This is a genomic window from Hafnia paralvei, assembly GCF_020150375.1.
Lineage (GTDB): Bacteria > Pseudomonadota > Gammaproteobacteria > Enterobacterales > Enterobacteriaceae > Hafnia > Hafnia paralvei.
On record NZ_CP083737.1, the window covers coordinates 1,126,428 to 1,144,826 of the forward strand.

Annotated in this window: 19 protein-coding genes; 16 read left to right on the top strand and 3 right to left on the bottom strand. The window is 46.2% G+C overall.

The features are described 5' to 3' along the window. The 16 genes from K9N75_RS05135 to K9N75_RS05210 all read left to right on the top strand — a co-directional run bounded on the left by K9N75_RS05135 (position 1) and on the right by K9N75_RS05210 (position 15,257). On the top strand, positions 1–282 hold the full coding sequence (locus K9N75_RS05135; protein ID WP_008812547.1) for an energy-coupling factor ABC transporter substrate-binding protein: 282 nt from the start codon (positions 1–3) through the stop codon (positions 280–282). Next, a complete protein-coding gene (cbiQ, locus tag K9N75_RS05140; RefSeq protein ID WP_061060390.1) occupies positions 269–946 on the top strand; it encodes a cobalt ECF transporter T component CbiQ in 678 nt (225 codons plus the stop codon). The genes K9N75_RS05135 and cbiQ overlap by 14 nt, the downstream gene beginning before the upstream one ends. After that, on the top strand, positions 946–1,761 hold the full coding sequence (locus K9N75_RS05145) for an energy-coupling factor ABC transporter ATP-binding protein, CbiO family (RefSeq protein WP_061060389.1): 816 nt from the start codon (positions 946–948) through the stop codon (positions 1,759–1,761). Before cbiQ ends, K9N75_RS05145 begins: the two co-directional genes overlap by 1 nt. A gap of 9 nt (positions 1,762–1,770) precedes the next feature. After that, the gene (locus K9N75_RS05150) at positions 1,771–3,315 is read left to right on the top strand and encodes a cobyric acid synthase (RefSeq protein ID WP_215758178.1); all 1,545 of its coding nucleotides are present in this window, start codon (positions 1,771–1,773) and stop codon (positions 3,313–3,315) included. Then, a complete protein-coding gene (gene cobU, locus K9N75_RS05155; protein ID WP_008812551.1) occupies positions 3,312–3,860 on the top strand; it encodes a bifunctional adenosylcobinamide kinase/adenosylcobinamide-phosphate guanylyltransferase in 549 nt (182 codons plus the stop codon). Before K9N75_RS05150 ends, cobU begins: the two co-directional genes overlap by 4 nt. A 108-nt stretch (positions 3,861–3,968) precedes the next feature. Then, positions 3,969–5,018 (top strand): nicotinate-nucleotide--dimethylbenzimidazole phosphoribosyltransferase, encoded by a 1,050-nt coding sequence (gene cobT / locus K9N75_RS05160; protein WP_008812552.1) that lies wholly within the window; start codon positions 3,969–3,971, stop codon positions 5,016–5,018. A gap of 787 nt (positions 5,019–5,805) precedes the next feature. Further along, complete coding sequence (locus K9N75_RS05165) at positions 5,806–6,351, top strand: fimbrial protein (protein ID WP_008812553.1); 546 nt, start codon at positions 5,806–5,808, stop codon at positions 6,349–6,351. Positions 6,352–6,502: 151 nt separating this feature from the next. Continuing rightward, positions 6,503–7,030 (top strand): fimbrial protein, encoded by a 528-nt coding sequence (locus tag K9N75_RS05170; protein ID WP_008812554.1) that lies wholly within the window; start codon positions 6,503–6,505, stop codon positions 7,028–7,030. Between the two features lie 185 nt (positions 7,031–7,215). Next, positions 7,216–9,771, top strand: a complete 2,556-nt coding sequence (locus K9N75_RS05175) for an outer membrane usher protein (RefSeq protein ID WP_008812555.1) — start codon at positions 7,216–7,218, stop codon at positions 9,769–9,771. 4 nt (positions 9,772–9,775) lie between these two features. After that, positions 9,776–10,498: a fimbria/pilus periplasmic chaperone gene (locus K9N75_RS05180; RefSeq protein ID WP_008812556.1), complete on the top strand. Its 723-nt coding sequence runs from the start codon at positions 9,776–9,778 to the stop codon at positions 10,496–10,498. Positions 10,499–10,509: 11 nt separating this feature from the next. Beyond that, positions 10,510–11,133 (top strand): fimbrial protein, encoded by a 624-nt coding sequence (locus tag K9N75_RS05185; RefSeq protein ID WP_008812557.1) that lies wholly within the window; start codon positions 10,510–10,512, stop codon positions 11,131–11,133. Between the two features lie 49 nt (positions 11,134–11,182). After that, positions 11,183–11,713 (top strand): fimbrial protein, encoded by a 531-nt coding sequence (locus K9N75_RS05190; protein ID WP_008812558.1) that lies wholly within the window; start codon positions 11,183–11,185, stop codon positions 11,711–11,713. A gap of 46 nt (positions 11,714–11,759) precedes the next feature. Further along, a complete protein-coding gene (locus tag K9N75_RS05195) occupies positions 11,760–13,487 on the top strand; it encodes a PglL family O-oligosaccharyltransferase (RefSeq protein ID WP_224452293.1) in 1,728 nt (575 codons plus the stop codon). Beyond that, a complete protein-coding gene (locus K9N75_RS05200) occupies positions 13,484–14,143 on the top strand; it encodes an EAL domain-containing protein (RefSeq protein WP_224452294.1) in 660 nt (219 codons plus the stop codon). The genes K9N75_RS05195 and K9N75_RS05200 overlap by 4 nt, the downstream gene beginning before the upstream one ends. Positions 14,144–14,165: 22 nt before the next feature. Further along, positions 14,166–14,867: a LuxR C-terminal-related transcriptional regulator gene (locus K9N75_RS05205; protein ID WP_215758185.1), complete on the top strand. Its 702-nt coding sequence runs from the start codon at positions 14,166–14,168 to the stop codon at positions 14,865–14,867. Between the two features lie 126 nt (positions 14,868–14,993). After that, on the top strand, positions 14,994–15,257 hold the full coding sequence (locus K9N75_RS05210) for a FaeA/PapI family transcriptional regulator (RefSeq protein ID WP_020303900.1): 264 nt from the start codon (positions 14,994–14,996) through the stop codon (positions 15,255–15,257). A 269-nt stretch (positions 15,258–15,526) separates the two neighbouring features. Here the strand turns inward: K9N75_RS05210 and K9N75_RS05215 are convergent, their stop codons facing one another. The 3 genes from K9N75_RS05215 to K9N75_RS05225 all read right to left on the bottom strand — a co-directional run bounded on the left by K9N75_RS05215 (position 15,527) and on the right by K9N75_RS05225 (position 18,291). After that, the gene (locus tag K9N75_RS05215; protein WP_130975818.1) at positions 15,527–16,525 is read right to left on the bottom strand and encodes a fimbrial protein; all 999 of its coding nucleotides are present in this window, start codon (positions 16,523–16,525) and stop codon (positions 15,527–15,529) included. Positions 16,526–16,535: 10 nt separating this feature from the next. Next, on the bottom strand, positions 16,536–17,072 hold the full coding sequence (locus K9N75_RS05220) for a fimbrial protein (protein ID WP_020303899.1): 537 nt from the start codon (positions 17,070–17,072) through the stop codon (positions 16,536–16,538). A 337-nt stretch (positions 17,073–17,409) separates the two neighbouring features. Beyond that, positions 17,410–18,291 (bottom strand): LysR substrate-binding domain-containing protein, encoded by an 882-nt coding sequence (locus tag K9N75_RS05225; RefSeq protein ID WP_008812564.1) that lies wholly within the window; start codon positions 18,289–18,291, stop codon positions 17,410–17,412. Positions 18,292–18,399 lie beyond the last annotated feature (108 nt).

Genomic DNA, 18,399 nt, shown 5'->3' on the forward strand with positions numbered 1-18,399 from the left:
ATGAAAAAAACGCTGATTTTGATTCTTTTGGTTATTGCATTAGCGGTGTTGCCATTCTTTATCAATCACGGTGGGGAATATGGCGGTTCCGACGATCAGGCCGAGGGCGTTATTGCCCAGATGGCTCCGGATTATAAACCGTGGTTCGAGCCTTTGTATGAACCTGCCAGTGGAGAAATCGAAAGCTTACTGTTTACGCTACAAGGATCATTTGGCGCTGCAGTCATTTTCTATATTTTAGGCTACTACCGCGGGCGCCGCGCTGCTCATGTTGGAGATTGATAAACTCTCTTACGGAAGCCGTTGGAGCCAGAAAAAACCGGAGCATAAGCTGGTTCTTTATCTGGTTTTACTGCTCATGGCGCTGCTAGGAACACGCCTTATTCAGCTTGGCGTGTTACTGCTGTGTGCGGGGCTGACATGTTATTTACTGCGTGTTGGATTGCGTCGTTACCTGCGCTGGCTAGCGGTGCCGCTGGCTTTTTTATTCACTGGGTTGCTGGGCGTGGTGCTCTCCTTTTCGTGGCAGGCTGACACATTGCTTTATAGCATTCGTATCGGCCACTTGGCGCTGGGTGTTGAGCGTAGCGGTCTGATCACAGGCATTAATACGCTGTGCCGCAGTCTGGCTGCATTGGCTTCTACCTATCTGTTTGTGCTAACGACGCCGTTTAGCCAGTGGGTTCTGCTGTTAAAACGAAGCCGTTTGCCGTTGGTTTTGATAGAACAAGTGCTGCTCACCTACCGTTTTATCTTCATCTTTATTGAAGAGGCTGCGGCGATTCATCGTGCGCAATCGCTGCGTTTTGGCTATGTGTCTTTGCGGAGCAGCTACCGTTCGCTATCGATGCTGGTAGGGATGCTGCTGGCGCGCGTTATGGAGCGCCACAAGCAAATGAGTATCGCGCTAGAAGTAAAACTGTATAACGGAGATTTCCATCTGTGATGACCCCAACGTTCGCAACTCAGCACCTGAGTTTCCAGTATCAGGATAGTGAAACAGTGCTGCATGATTTGTCGCTGGACTTTAGCCGTGGGCAAGTCACGGGGCTATTGGGGGCTAACGGCTGTGGAAAATCGACGTTGTTCATGAATTTGCTGGGGATTTTACAGCCACAGCAAGGAGCGGTGTTGTGGCAGGGCAAAAAACTGGGCTATGACAAACGTAGCTTACGTGAGTTACGCCAGCAGGTTGCCATGGTTTTTCAGGAACCCGATCAACAGATCTTTTATACCGACATCGACAGCGATATTGCTTTTAGCCTGCGTAATTTAGGCATGGATGAAGAAACCATCCGCCAACGCACAGAGCAGGCGCTTTCGCTGGTGGATGCGCTCGGTTTTCGCCATAAGCCAGTGCAGTATTTAAGCCACGGGCAGAAAAAACGGGTGGCGATTGCAGGGGCATTGGTGATGAATGCAGAGTATCTCCTGTTGGATGAACCTACTGCCGGACTCGACCCAGCGGGGCGCCAGCAGATGATCCATATTATTCACAAAATTGTGGCTCAGGGAAAACGCGTGGTTATTTCGAGCCACGATATTGATTTAATTTATGAAGTTTGTGATTACCTGTATGTTCTCGCGCAGGGAAAACTGGTGTGTGAAGGCAGTGAGCGAGACGTTTTTCTGCAGCAAGAAATGCTAAAACAGGCCGGATTGGTACAGCCATGGCTGGTGAAAATTCATCAACAGCTGGGGCTACCCTTGTTTAAGACTGAGCATGAGCTGTTTGCTTCCATGCCAAAATACGTTAAGTAGGCGGAAATTATGGGTTTATCCATTATGGTGCAGGGCACGGCATCAGACGTCGGAAAGAGTGTGCTGGTTGCTGGACTCTGTCGTATTTTCCATCAGGACGGGTATCGTGTCGCCCCCTTCAAATCCCAGAATATGGCGTTGAATTCAGGTATCACCGCTGACGGCGGCGAAATGGGGCGTGCGCAGATTTTTCAGGCAGAAGCTGCTGGTATTGAGCCTGATGTACGAATGAATCCGGTGTTGCTCAAGCCTACCAGCGATTTGCGGGCTCAGGTGGTACTGATGGGGAAAGTGGCGAATCAGATGGACGCCGTAACCTATCATGAATTCAAACCTCAGTTGCTTGAGCAGATTGCACAGGTGTACCGCAGCCTCGCCGATGAAGTGGATATTATGGTGCTGGAAGGGGCGGGGAGTCCTGCGGAGATCAATCTGCGCGACCGCGATATTGTGAATATGGGGATGGCTGAGAAAGTCGATGTGCCCGTGATTTTAGTGGCAGACATTGACCGCGGCGGGGTGTTTGCTTCGATTTATGGCACCTTGGCATTACTGGAACCGGCTGAAAAGGCGCGCGTCAAAGGTGTTATCATCAATAAATTTCGTGGTGATGTCAGCCTGCTAACGTCGGGCTTGCGCCAGATTGAAGAGCTTACCGGTGTACCCATTATCGGTGTGATGCCGTGGATTGAGGTGCAACTAGAGGACGAGGACGGGGTTGCGCTGCAAAAAGGGAAATATCGCCATCAGGATGAAAACCTGTTGGATATTGCCGTCATTCAAACTCCCTACATTTCCAATTTTACTGACTTTAATGCGCTCAATGCGCAGCCTGATGTTCGCCTGCGCTATGTGTCCCACCACGATGAACTAGGATACCCCGACTTACTGATTTTACCCGGTAGTAAAAATACCCTGAGCGACCTTAGCTATTTGCACAAAAGCGGTCTGACTCATCAAATTTTGCTGGCGCATCAGCAAGGTACTCCAGTGTTGGGGATTTGCGGTGGTTTCCAAATGTTGGGAAACCATATTGTTGATGGCGTGGAGTCTGGCGTTGAACAAATGGCAGGGCTTGGGTTGTTGGATTGTAAAACCACATTCTCACAGCAAAAAGTGACTACTCAGGTAAGTGGGGAAATTCGGCCAGATTTGGCGGGGGTTTTTGCTGCCTGTCAGGAGCACTCTCTGGTGGGCTATGAAATTCATATGGGGCATACCGAACTCGGTGAACAGGCACAGCCTTTTAGCGTTTTGCATAAGCGCAACGGTGAAAGTATCAACCAGTGTGATGGTGCAATCCATCTCGATGGTTCGGTGGCGGGAACCTATATCCACGGTTTCTTTGATTCAGATGGTTTGACTCGTAGTTTGTTGAATTCGCTGCGTGAGCGCAAAGGATTAGAGCCGCTGTTGGGCACTGAATTCCACTATCAGGCATTCAGAGAGCAGCAGTTTGATCGACTAGCTGCAGCGATGCGCGAGAATATCGATATAGAAGCCGTTTACGCGATTATGCGTGATCACCTCGCTATGCAGGAGAAACCACAGTGATTTTGATTACCGGCGGAGCTCGCAGTGGAAAAAGTGCTCTAGCAGAAAAACTCGCGGCTCAGCATGGCCATCGAGTTTTGTATATTGCCACCTCGGTGGTGACCGATGAGGAAATGGCGCAGCGCATCGCTCATCATCGCGAAACACGTCCAGCACAGTGGATGACCCATGAAGGATATCGCGATCTGGGTGAGATTATTCGCTCGCAAGGGGGGAATAGTGACGCCGTTATGTTGGAGTGCATAACGACGATGGTCACTAACCTGCTGTTCGATCAGTCTGGAAACGTTGCTCCCGAAGAAATGGATTTTGAGCATCTTGAGAAAATGATTCATCTGCAAGTTGATGAGTTAATTCAGGGCTGTGAACGTTGTAACGCACCGGTGTATATCGTCACTAACGAACTGGGGATGGGGATTGTCCCTGATAATCTTTTAGCGCGACGTTTTAGGGATATTGCGGGGCGGGTTAATCAGCGTTTGGCTGCGCAGGCGCAGCAGGTCTATCTCGTGGTTTCGGGGATTGAAGTGAAAATAAAGGGATAGCTTAACCCTTTAGCAAACATCCTTTCGACAGATCACGAAAACGACTTACGTTATCGCTTTTCTAACGGCTTTTATCGCGTGACCCTTTTAATTTCATCAGAGACAAACATGCAAACACTAGAACAAATTATTGCTCAGATTCAGCCTTTGAACCAAGACGCAATGGTCAAGGCACAGGTTAAGTTGGATGGTTTGTTAAAACCGACAGGAAGTTTAGGGCGTTTAGAGACACTGGCGATTCAGTTGGCTGGGATCTTCGGCGAAAAAAACGTAAACGTGAACCGCAAGCAGATTGTAGTGATGGCGGCGGATCATGGTGTTTATGATGAAGGTGTGGCTATATCTCCTCGTGTCGTCACCGCGATCCAAGCGCAAAATATGATTCACGGCGTTACAGGCGTATGCGTTTTGGCTAAGCACGCAGGTGCTGAAGTGGTGATTGTGGATGCTGGCATTGACTGTGAGCCGATCGAGGGCGCCGTTGATATGCGGATGGCTCGTGGGAGTGGCAATATCGCCCGCGAAGCAGCGATGAGCCGCGAGCAGGCGGAGTTTTTGTTGACGAAAGCGGCAGATTTCGCCATGACGCAGGCGGCAAATGGCGTGCGTTTACTTGGGGTTGGCGAGCTTGGGATGGCTAATACGACACCTGCCGCGGCAATTGTGAGTGTCATGGCGAAACGACAACCGGAGGAAGTTGTTGGCGTTGGCGCAAATTTCCCGAGCGCACAGCTACATCATAAAGTTGACGTGGTACGTAGAGCGATTGCCTGTAATCAGCCAAATGCGACTGATGGCGTTGACGTTCTAGCAAAAGTCGGGGGCTTTGATTTGGCTGGTATGACTGGCCTAATGCTAGGTGCTGCGGCAGCGGGTATTCCGGTAGTATTAGATGGTTTCCTGTCATATGCGTCGGCGTTAATTGCGTGTCAAATTTCACCGCGGGTGCATGATTATTTAATTCCCTCTCATCTCTCCGCGGAAAAAGGGGCGAGAATCGCACTCCAGCAACTGAAGCTGGAGCCTTACCTTCAGCTAGAAATGCGTTTGGGGGAGGGGAGTGGTGCCGCCGTTGCTATGAATATTGTGGATGCTGCCTGTGCCGCCTATAACGAAATGGGGAGTTTAGCTGACAGCAATATTATCCTTCCCGCCTAAGTCCTTTTCTTTTCTTAACCACGCCCTGCGCTCATACATGTGCAGGGCGTTTTTTTTGTAAAGAACACGGATAACCCCCTGTATTTCACTGCACCTTAGCGATAACTCTCTGCCATCTAAGGTGGTATCGCACATCATTTCTTATAATTAGTAATTATCCTATTGTAGTGCGTTTGCGCCTAGTGAGATGGGCAATGTATTTTCGATAATCGTAAATACTATTTACACAAATTTCTTTTGATTTATCCGCAAAAGGTAAAATTTATTATTTGGTATTAATCCTAGTCTGGTGAATTGTATTTTCACTTCTCATTGTTAATTATTTGTTGTGTCATTGTTTTGAAATTGATCTAAAATGGCCTTTTTTGGCTTTAAATACCGATTTTATCTGCTTTATAAAATTTTACTTTCTATATTGTCTTTCTTTAAAAGATAATATGTCTCATCTTATGATTTTGCGACAAATTAGCTCGCATAAATGATAGGAAATATCTTATTTGGGTGAAACTGTCGTATTAACCTATTAGTGTAAATTTTTGTTTTTTTATGACATGGTCGGAATTATTATTTCCTCATCCAGATGTGAGTGAGAATTGTGCATTTTTATCTGGGGAGTGAAATTTTCAAACTGGCTATATGACTTAATCTCCTGTTTGCATGAGATAAATTATTAAATATATTTATCTGAAAACAATGAAATAAAATTTCACAGGGAATAAATGCTTTATGGATATTTTCGCCTTAGCTGGCGAAGGATCTCTTATTACTTAAATTTATGGAAATAAAAATGAAACTGAATAAATTAGCTGTGGCATTGGTTATGACTATGGGTATCGCTTCTGCTGCGGCTAACGCTGCAGGTACTGTGGGCGGCAATGGTACTGTTAAATTCCACGGTTTTATTGTTGATGCTGCATGTTCTATTGCACCAGGTAACAGTGAACAAACAGTTGATCTGGGTTCCATTGCGATTAAAGCATTGAAAGACGGTGCTAAATCAACGCCAGCTAACTTCAAAATTGTTCTGGATAACTGTGATGTAACCGGTGGTGCTGCGCCTAAAGCCTCTATCACTTTCAACGGTTCTAACGCAGGCGGTTCAAGCAACCTGCTGGGTATTACCAGCAGCACCGCGTCTGGCGTAGGTGTTGGTATTGCTGATGCAAACGGTAAAGATTTCGAGCTGGGTAAAGAAACCGAAGTTAAGACTTTGATTTCTGGTACCAACGAACTGGACTTCACCGCTTACGTTCAGGCAACTGGCGCTTCTGGCTCTTCAATCACCGCGGGTGAATTCAACAGCCAAACCGACTTCGTAATTTCTTACAACTAATATGTCTTTATGGTTCGGGCTGCCTCTCATTGGCTGAAACTCAGTCTCCTGACGTAGCTCGAATTATTCAAGATATTACGTTGTATTAATTACTCAGGGCGTAAATTGCTACGCCCTTAATTCAAAGTCGCGGTTTAGCAGGAGAGATAGCATGGTAGTCCGCACGCTCTGTGCCTTTATGGTTTTCTTTGTGACAACGGCGTGGGCGATGGGAGAGCAACAAGGGCGCGTTAAAATGACGGGAACCTTGGTGGCGACTGCATGCAGTATATCTTCTGAGTCATTGGAGCAGGTGATTGATTTGGGCTCTATGCCAATCAGTGAACTCGCTAAAAATGGTCAAGGCCCAGAAAAAGAGTTTGTTATTAAATTAGAAAACTGTGAGCTGACTTCTCAAGACCATTTACGGCCAGATTTCAAAAGTGTGCACCTGACGTTTGATGGGACTCGGGATGAAATTGCAAATTTACTGAGTTTGCAGGGTGAGGCGAGTGGAATAGGTCTGGTTCTAAAGGATGAGGCAGGCAATATCATCGTGCCAGGGCAAAACTTACCGGATATACCACTGAATGTTGGCTCGATGGTGCTCAATTATAAGTTAGCCATCCAACGGAATAATCATGAGCTGCGAGCAGGGAATTACAGGGCAATCGTAAAGTTCAAAGTGGAATATCTATAATAAAAATAGATTAATCCGAAAAATAATTATTTCTCTTGCCATGAACATTTTCGGTGGGAGAGGTTCGCGCAAAAAATAAATCGCCGATGACGTTTTATCTCTGTGGTATGCGCGCATGGACGAATAGTTTTCTGTAAGAACTGTTTTTGTTTGGTGCATCTGAGCTAGAAATAATAGAGACGGTAATGTCTACATTCCATATCAATAAAATCAGTTTGGCTATGGCGTTAGCCGTGGCTGGCACCAGTCTATCGAGTGAAGCCGTTGAGTTTAATACGGACATGCTGGATACCGCTGATAAGGCGAACATCGATTTCTCTCGGTTCTCAAAAGCAAACTATATTTTGCCGGGGCTGTATCAGCTAGCGCTGCGAGTGAATGACCAAAGCGTGGGGGAATATCCCTTTAACTTTTATCCTCGCGAAAATGAACCCGATAGCAGTGAAGCTTGCCTTTCACCAGAGCTGGTGAGTGAGCTGGGATTAAAGCCCGCCGCACTGAATAAAGTGACCTACTGGCACCAGGGAGAGTGTGCGGACTTTAGCCAACTTCAAGGCACCACCGTACGCGGTGATTTATCCAATTCGAGCTTACAGCTTTCGATTCCACAGGCGTGGATTGAATACAGCGATCCGAACTGGGTGCCCTCTTCACGCTGGGATGAAGGCATCCCTGGTTTATTGCTGGACTATAACCTCAATGCGTCGGCAACGCGTCCAAATACGGGGGGCGATAGCCAGAATGCCAGTATTAGCGGGACCGTTGGGGCGAATGCGGGGCCGTGGCGTTTGCGCGGTGATTATCAGGGGAGCTATAGCCGCACCTCTGGCTCGGATCAGGGCAGCCAGCACAACATGGATTGGAGCCGCGTGTATATGTACCGCGCGCTTCCTCAGCTGCGTTCGACGTTATCGATGGGTGAAAACTATCTGTCGTCCAGCATTTTCGACTCATGGCGTTACACCGGCCTATCGCTGAGTAGTGATGACCGTATGTTGCCTCCTGCTCTACGAGGCTATGCGCCAGAAGTATCAGGGATCGCCAAGACTAACGCCAAAGTGGTGGTCTCCCAGCAGGGACGTGTGCTGTATGAAACTACGGTGCCTTCAGGCCCGTTTCGTATTCAGGATTTGAGCAGCGCCGTTACCGGCAAGTTAGATGTAAAGGTTGAAGAACAGGACGGAACTGTCCAGACATTTCAGGTTGATACCGCGACGATCCCGTATCTGACTCGTCCCGGAATGGTGCGTTATAAGCTCGCGATGGGGCGGCCATCAACCTACGAACATCATTTGCAGGGACCAACGTTTGCTACCGGTGAGTTCTCATGGGGTATCGCCAACAGTTGGTCACTGTATGGCGGTAGCATTCTTGCGGGTGATTACAACGCTGCATCAATCGGTATTGGGCGTGATTTGTTCTTACTGGGGGCGGTATCCGCGGATGTTACCCAGTCGTTTGCCAGCGTGCCTGGTGAAGCAAAACGTCAGGGGAAATCTTGGCGTTTAAGCTATTCCAAACGTTTTGACGAATACGATAGTGAAGTGACCTTTGCGGGCTATCGATTCTCCGAGCGTGACTATATGTCGATGGGGGAATACCTCGATGCGCGTTACCACGAGCAAAACTCAGGTCACGATAAAGAGTTGTATACCGTTACGGCGAATAAAAACTTCTCTGATGTGGGGCTGAGCTTTTACTTCACCTATAGCCATCAGACCTATTGGGATCAGCCTACCGACGATCGCTACAGTCTATCAGGTAGCACTTTTATGAATTTGTGGGCGCTGAAAAATGTCTCCCTCAATATTTCGGCTACGCGTAGCAAGATTAACCAGCGTGACGACGATGCGGTGTTTGTCAGTCTGTCGATCCCAATGGGAAGTTCGGCATCGGTGAGCTATGACGGCCAGTACAACAATAGCCGCTATAGCCAAAACGTGAGCTATTACGACCGTATTGATAATAACAATAACTACCGTGTTTCTACGGGCTTGAGCAGCGGCGGCGATGAAAGTACTCGCGGTCAGTTTAACGGCTATTACAGCCATCGCGGTGACTTCGCCAACATGAGTGCTAATGCGGCCTACTCACAGGGGAACTACTCCTCGGCGGGTATGACGATGCAGGGCGGCGCAACTATTACGGCAAAAGGTGCAGCGTTGCACTCCGGCGGTATCAGCGGCGGAACGCGTTTGATGGTCGATACCGAAGGCGTCGGTGGCGTGCCAATCAACGGAGGTCGTGTTCATACCAACGGTTATGGCATCGGCGTGATTACCGATATGAACAGCTATTACCGCAATTCTACCAGCATCGATTTAACCAAAATGGCCGATGACGTGGATTCCAGCCGCTCGGTTGTTGACTCTGCACTGACGGAGGGTGCCATCGGTTACCGTAAGTTTGGCGTAGTGAAAGGGGCGAAAGCGTTAGCGGTATTGGCATTGGCTGACGGTAGTCATCCTCCGTTTGGTGCCAGCGTGAAAAACAGTGAAGGCCGCGAACTGGCGATTGTTGGTGATGGTGGTATGGCTTGGCTAACCGGTTTACAGGGCGGGGAGTCTCTCGACGTGCTGTGGGATGGTGCTAAGCAATGCACGGTGGTTATTCCTAAAACCTTGAGCCAGCAAGAACAGTTGCTGCTGCCATGCCATCCAGAAAGCCAAACACAAATTCCTGCAGCGGTGAAAAATGTTCCTGCGGCAAACCCAATTGATAACATCCATGAAGAGCAATAACACCATGAAATTAAAACAGACTTTATCATTAAGCTTCGTTTTGTTACTGAGCGCGCAGGCCGCCCAGGCGGCAATTGCTCTCGATCGTACACGTGCGATTTTCGAAGGAACTCAGAAATCAATCAGCCTAAATATTCGTAACGACAACACTCAGTTACCGTATTTGGCGCAGTCCTGGCTGGAAGATATCAACGGGAAAAAGATTAGCGATCCATTAGTGGTCGTTCCCCCTGTTCAGCGCGTCGAACCGGGTTCAAGAAGCCAGATTCGTATTAACGCGACGGGCGGTATTGCCAAATTACCTCAGGATCGAGAGACCGCGTTTTACTTCAATGTGCGCGAAATTCCACCGCGTAGCAGCAAACAAAACGTGATGCAGATTGCGCTGCAAACCAAGATAAAACTGTTCTATCGTCCTGCCGCGATTGCCATCGATCCAGATACCGTATGGCAGGATCAGATCGTATTGACCAAAACCAGTGACGGCTACCAAATCCAAAATCCGACACCTTACTACGTCACTGTCATCGGTATTTCCGGCCAGCCGAAAGGTGAGTCTGCGAAAGATTTTCGTCCGGTGATGGTTGCGCCTAAGTCGACTCAAAAGGCGGTTACTCCAGCGTATTCCACTCCTTATGTCACCTATATCAATGACTTTGGTGGCCGTCCAGAGCTGAAGTTCACGTGCAGCGGCAATGAGTGTCGTGCAACGACGAACCGGAGCTAGTGGCCAACGCTATGCGTACTTCATATCTAAGATTGACTCGCACTACGCTGTGGATCTGCCTGCTTTCTGGGGCTGTGACCTTTTTTGATCTACAGCTGGCTAAAGCGAAAAGCATCGATGGATGGGACGTGTATGGCATGCATGGCGAAATGACGGTTCAAGGTTCATTGACTGAACCCGCCTGTGTGTTGGCGATGGAGTCGAAAGATCAGTCGATTGATTTAGGTATAACTTCTCGCGTCAGTTTGAATCGGATCGGTAATCGTACCGATCCAGTGACCGTGCATTTTCAATTGAAAGATTGCGGTGTCGTGGGTAACTCGCCCAGAGACGACTCCCACGGCGGCAACATCACCTTTCTTCCTGGGCAGTTGGTTTCTTATGTGACCGTCAGTGGGGTTGCGAGTGATAGCAACAAATATCTGATGAAGGTTTCTGGCTCCGCTGGAGGGGTGGGATTGCGTTTGGAAGATTACAAACATCGGCAGCTGATCCCCGGAGAGCACAGCGAGCCTTTGATAATGTCGCAGGGAAATACGGATTTGGTGATGTATGCCATGTTGGAACGTATTCCTGAAGAATTGATTGAAGGTGAATATCACACCACGATTAATTTAAACCTTACGTATCAATAAGTACCCAGACTAGAAATAGGCGTTCGTGATTTTGCAGAGGGAAATATATATGAGGCTCTTAGCTTTGCTAGGTATGGCGCTATTTTCTAGCTCTTCATTGGCAGCGGTAGATATCAATTTTCATGGTGAGGTTGTCAGCGAACCCTGCGAAGTCGACATCAATGCAGACGGCCAAGATGTGGATTTTGGCACTATTGCGATTAAGACATTTTATGCCGAGGGTCGCTCGGAATCGAAGCCCTTCAGCATCAACTTAAAAAACTGCGATATTTCGATCTCAAAAACCGTATTGGTCTCATTTACTGGCACAGAAGATGGCGAGCAAACAGGCTATCTCTCCTTGCAAAGTGCGAAGGTAAAAGGCTTGGCAGTGGGGCTTGAGTCAGTGTCTGGCGATGTGCAGAGCCCAACATCGTTCATTCCGCTCAACAACGGCTCGGCTAAATACAACCTCAATCAAGGGGCTAACTCCCTTAAGTTTTCTGCATTCATTAAAGCGTCATCAAAAAGTATCGCAGACCACAGTATCACCGAGGGGGATTTTAGTACTACGGCGGAATTCCATCTTGAATACCCGTAGTTGATGTTTCCTGTTGATGTTAGGTCACGCGTTTTAAGAGCAAATTATGCAAGCGATAAACCGAACGGCAATTTTTATTATTTTGCTAATTTATTTGGCGATAGGTATGCACATATTTATTCCTGGCATGGGCGGGAGTGGATTGCGGATGCCTGGAAATATTGTCGCTTGGGTCTTTATCGCGCTATCTGTATTAGCCTACTGGCTGCTGAATTCGCATCGGAATATCACTATTACCACAACGTTTAGACTGATCTTCACTGGCGTTGTCTTCTTGCTGATCCCTTTATTGTATACGCCAGAGAAATGGCTACGCGATGCGCTATTCCAGATGGCTGGCGTTATGGCTGGATTGGCCTTTTATTTCACGCTGTTACAGTGCCGTTTTAGCGAGTTTTGGCGGGTAAGAATCATTAACCTGCTGTTGTTTGCGGTTTTGCTACAGGGTGGGATCGGGTTTATCCAACTTTCACTATTATCACCAGACTCAGGATTAATGGCGCTAAGCGCAGAAGGGGCAAGGCCGACCGGAGTCTTCCGTCAGGTGAATGTTATGGCCTCTTTTATGGCTACCGGCATCGCCAGTGCACTCTATCTGCTCTATTTACCCCAATCATCTGACGCCTCTCAACAAAATGCACCTTTGGTCCCGCGTTTACTGCGGTGGCAGCAGTTGGCTGCCCTTGTTTTGCTACCCGCCATGTTGGTCTTACTTCAGTCGCGTGCTGGCTATATAGGTGCAGTGATCGTCATCGTTGCAAACTTTGCCCTGCGATGGCGCGAGTTCCCACGCCAAACCATCGTATTTGCCGGCCTCATTATTCTTGGTCTTCTGACTGGCTATTCGCTAATGATGGCGGCGGATCTCGTGACGCCAGTCTCCCATGAGGGATCAAATCTTGAACGTTGGAAAATCCTACAGATCACGTTAGCCATGATTGCCACTCATCCGTTAAGTGGTTGGGGATACGGCAGTTTCGAATATAGCTTTGCGCATTTTGCCTTGGGCATGACGCCGCCGAACGCTGGGATGGGGGTGATCACGCATCCGCATAATGAGTTGTTATTTGGCTGGGTAGAGGGGGGCGTTTCGGCACTGCTGGGCTATGTACTGATCGCCGTGGCTTTTATCCGTCTGATGTTTTTGGCGTGGAGGCAGGTGAATAAACATTGTTTTGCGCTATGGCTGTTGATGATGCCGATAGCAATACATAGTCAGCTTGAATATCCGTTTTATATGTCTACCGCTCACTGGCTCATCTTTCTCTTATTGCTGAGCCTGACCGATGTTGCGGTTTCAAATATCACCGTTGTGTCTAAGCCAAAAATGAACGGTGTGATTCGAATGGCCATGTGTTTGGCTGCGCTTGCAGGACTGACACTGATGCTGCCTACGTTGCAAACCCAAATTCTGCTAACTAAGGCCGAACAGCTACAGATGAAGCAAGCAAGAATTCACTTTCCACTGCTGGAACAGCAACTTTGGCAGCCATGGTTGCTGAGAGAACGCGTTGATTATGATCGCCAAGTTAGCCAACTGCTGCAATACAACCAGAGCCGTGCCCCTCAGATTTTACAACATTATTTAGATTGGTCGCAGGTATACCTTTCTCGCCATGTGGACGCGAATGTGTATGCATCCCGAATTGCCATTCTGCGCTTCAACAGAGATGTGGATGAGGCTGAAAAATTACGTCAGGAAGCCAGCCAAATTTTTAATCGGGATATTCGTTTCCAATTACCGGCTGTGATTGCCGTACAGGAGTCAAAATGATGTTTACTCATTACCCATCTCCGGTCGGAATAAAACTCCAGCCCATTGTTGAATTGAAAACGGGCTTGGTCATTGGTTACGAAGTGCTCAGCCATTTTTCTGATGCCGTTGATTCTGAGAGTTACTTTCGGCAAGTGCCTTCAAATATTGTATTTTCCATGTTTAACCATCAGCTTGAGCGAGTAACAAATTCTTCATCTGACGTGCACTATTTTATCAATTTACCCGTTAGGGATTTATCACGCTCAGATTTGGGCGAGTTGATTCAAATATCACCAGATAAAAAAGTCGTGGTTGAACTGCAAGATCCAGAAAATTTAGTTGGGTTAACGTGTGCCGAGCAGCAAACGCTGGTCAAAAATCTGAATGCATTGCATGAGCAGAATATCGCCGTTTGGCTTGATGATATCGAGGGTTCAATGTTGTCTGTAGTGCGTGAGCTCAATTTTCGTTTCGATGGAATAAAAATCGATAAGCATGAATTTTGGCGCTCTCAGTCAATGCCAAGCGTATTGAATCAACTGGTTAAAAACTGCTATCAAATTTCACCCAATGTATTAATTGAAGGCATTGAAACTTTACAGCATAGGGAGATTGCTGCTTGCTCTGGCGCTAGCCATTTACAGGGCTATCTGTGGCCAGAAATGATTATTTAATAATAATATTCCGAGTAATGATATGACGAGAGTTTTGATTGATGATGAAAATACATTCTATCGCGATGGGCTTTGGCATTTTATTAAGCAACATTTTGCTTTAAATGCGTTAGGTCCCGTTGAACTGCTAGAAAGTAGTGAAGATAACCTAAATTCTTCCGATATTATCGTGAAGGTATTTCAAAATGGTGCTGCCTCCGTATGCCATTACGAGTTATTACATCGTAAGGGAAATTCCTTACTGATTGGCGTTTGTACTGGGGAGTGGAAGACATCGTTAGCTCGATTGCCTGATTGCTTAAAAGGTGTGCTGTTTATTAAACGCAACGAATCTTTAAAATCGCTAAGTAAAAAAATCATACTCGCTTGGAAAAACTCGTTCGCCGGAAATGAAAAAGTACGACATTGTCATGAATGTCAAGCGCTCTATTTTTCTCCTCAAGAGGAAAAGGTTGTTCGCTATATATGCTCGGGGTTTAGCGTTGCCCGCATTGCATGGATACTCTCTTTAAACATTAAAACCATCAGTAGCCATAAACGTTCTGTTATGCACAAGTTTAATTTAAATAGCGATGCAGAACTCTTAGCTTTGATGAAAAGCTATGAAGACAGATTGACTTATTCTTCTGGCCGTAAAAGATTTGTCTATATGAGCCCATCCGCGAGAGAGTTAAATATTCGGCATCGCATAGTGGAAAGATTAATACACACCGTAGCTATTTAATTATTAAATTTGGACGCTCATCTCCGATGAGAGAAGTATCTGCTAAGGACAGTAGAATTGCCGCAGATGCGGTAGCAACAACAAAGACACATAACGTTCAATGATAACGAGTCAATGGAGTTGGAAATGGATAAATTAACGAAGAAAGAAAGAATTTACATGAATCTGGGAAAGATATGTTCAACTAGGATGGGAGAAACTCGGAGTACAGATCCCTATCTACCAGAATCATGTTGGCCAAAAACGAGAGAAGTTGCAGAAGAGTGTGGTGAAAGTATTTACGTAACTCGCCACTGGCTGTTGCAACTTGTTGGTGAAGGAAAAGTAAATTGCTATCAAGGAGGAGCTGGTCGTAGTAATTCTCTACGTTGGTGTATTCCAAATCGCTAATTTTTAGCAAAATAATTCATTATTGATTTTTAGTTTTATCAGGCATGTCCCTCAGGGATAGGCTGTTGCATTGCCAATTTCTCCGAGCATATTTATGTACGGAGCAATTTTCGTGATATTTTGCAATGGAATAATCCTAATTATCAATTCTTGACTTTATTTCTACTATTAATAATAGCGCAGATGGGGGGAACCTCATCTGCGTTTCTGCATGCGTTCCTATTATTAATTTCATTGTTAATTTCATCGATAGGATGATTTTTAATCATTTAATAATAATTCACTTTAACAATGGTGGTTGCAACAAATGGACCGGCCTTAATGGTTTGGCCTGGTATCATTGAAATGTTCGCTGTGTAATTTTTACTGATCTCGGTAATACCTTTCATACTGCCAAAATTAGTATATTTATTAAACTCTACGGCTTTATTATCTTGGTCAAGGAAACCAAGCTTTACACCATTGTTTAAGTTTATATTCGTACTATCTAATAAAGTTTCAGTTGTGGCAAATTGGGATGTTAAAGAGAAATCCTCTAGACACCCACCTTCTTTTACGGCCTTCACGGTGAAGCTTTTTGATAATACATTCCCGCTGCTCAGTTCTGTCCGATCGATATCACCAAAGTCCAGATTCTGATTCTCTGGATAAAGCTTGATTTGAGCACCGCAGCTTAAAAAACGTGCGCCGGTTAAGCCTGAAAGCGAGTATTTGAGGTTTTTGGCACTTGGCAGGTAGTTGATCCCGCCAGAACCGTCGAGCTGGAACACAACAAATTCGTCAGCACCTTGGTAATGCCCAGAAGCAGGAGGCGTTCCATCTGTACGAATATAGAGACGAAAAGTCACGGTTACCGTTTTGGACGTAGGCGTTCCTAAACCCTTTTTATACACTGGGCCGCCGTTAGGTACTTGTAAAGCCTGACCGTCTTGTTCTAGATCTTTCCCTTCATAGGTGACCCCTAATTTTAGCCCCTGACCCAACGATTTTGATTTAGGGTTGAAATAGAAGGTAACGTAGTCAGCTTTGCTCGAAACGTTATTATCACAAAAGGCGGTAACGGTGATTGGGTTTGATTCCCAGACTTTGGTTTTATTCGGCACATTAGCGGGTATGGCAAGTTCACCGATATCAATAGGGGGTTTATCAACGACGTTAGTACCGCTTTCGACGCAGTCAAATGCGGATGCATGAAAAGATGCCAACAATAATCCGGCTAAAGGTAGCAGGCGTTTTCCATGAAGTTTTGAAGGTAATGCGTATTTCATTAAGCACCTGTCATAGATAGCGTGTAATCAGCGTGGATGTTGCACTGAAAGTGCCTTCGTTCAGCTCCACCGCATCAGAAATTTTTGTTGGTACTGCGCGTAATTGGATAGTTTGTGTTTTCTGTATGGTGAAGAATTTATTAAGCTCAATATTATTGCCCGTGCTGTCGTCTGAAAGCGCTAGCGCTAAATTGTCCAAGCTGGTCGTCAGGTAATGACTCTTCCCAGAAGAGGTTCCGGTGAATTCTAATTGAACCGTCGCTCCGGTCGTGATACTGCAAACAATATCTATAGGCGTTATGTTGGCATAAGCAATGCCGTCAATTTTATTCAATGCGATGCGTTTGAAATCGATATCAAGGTTTTTATCGTTATTAATCTTGCAGGCTGCAGGCTCATAAATATTGCCGCGAATGTAAAGCGTGCTTTTTGATTCATCATCAGATCGACCGCCGCTAATCGGCGCTAGCGCGGCGAAGGCTGAGCCAAAGAGAGAGGATGAGAATAAAAAAACTAACAACGTTATGTTGCGAAGGCGCATGTTCATCTTATTAACTCGTTACAGCATTGACGGAATTTACCCACTCGTTTTTTCATTGTTCAAATGTCTTGGGGGTATATTGAGCGCAGTAAGGGTAACGTATTCATATGCTGGTAAAAACTAACTTTGTTACTGTAAATAAAATGCGAGTTAATTTGTCGTGTGAGGGCAAATGAGTTGCTCACACGACTAAAAATATTGTGATTTATCTAAATGATAAAATAATTATCTGTTAGATTTATCTTAGTAAGTGTTTCTACTTGTTTGTTGTTTTTTCTTTTTTAAAACAAATGGTTAATCTGTTTATACAGAGAGTCGCCAGGAGAATGGTCATGCTGTTTATCTACACGTGTGTCCACGAGTGGCTGAAGGAGAGCCAACTTTGCAGCGTAGGCGAAATAAATTTATTTTTGTGGTAGCACAACGTTAGCTTTCGCATAAAGCGTTGCTCTGTATGTAGCTGCACAAAGTGTCCTGCATAAAAAGGCTGCTGCAATACGCGTTTAGAAATAAAAGTGATGCCTAGATTGTGTGCTACACAGGAGAGAATAGCGTCAAAGGCATTTAGCGAGAGTGCAACCTGTGGGTTATCAAGATGCAGTGCAAGCTGGTTGTCAAAGAAGGCACGACTGCTGGAGCCTTGTTCGCGTAGTAACCAACGTTCTTGACTGAGTCTGGAATAGGGGACGATTTTTTCTTTCGCTAAGGCATGATCTCGCCCAGCAATCACCACCATCTCATCGTTAAGCCAAGGTTCGCTGATAAGATTAGGTTCGGTGGCGGGGCCTTCTAATAGCGCAACATCAATTTCAAAATGATCCACCATCTTGCTGATTTCTTGGGTGTTAGCGATGACTGATTGCGGCATCCAGCCATTGCCTTTAGCAAAACCTTTTAACATATCAGGCAGTAAGTAGCTGCCAATCGTTTTAGTGCAGCCTAATCGCAGGTGAGTGTCCTGACTCTTTTCCCCAAAGAGTGTTTCCACGCCTTGCATCCGCGCGAGTAGTTCATCTGCGACGGGCAATAACTTCCTTCCTTCGTGATTAATGAATAGACGAGCATGCTGTCTATCAAATAAGCGTACGCCAAGCTGATTCTCTAGCTCGGCCAGCGTTTGCGATATGGCTCCCTTGGTCATAAAAAGAGCGTCTGCGGCGAGAGTCATGCTGCCGTGATGGGCGATAGTGACAAATACGGATAGTTGCTTGAAGGTAATGTTCATCGTTTAGTTTCTCTAAACTTAGTGTCAAAAATAACTCGATTTTTTAAATAATACCCGATGGATATAGTTTGTGTCGCAGAAGAGATGAAGAAAAATCGAGGTGATAAC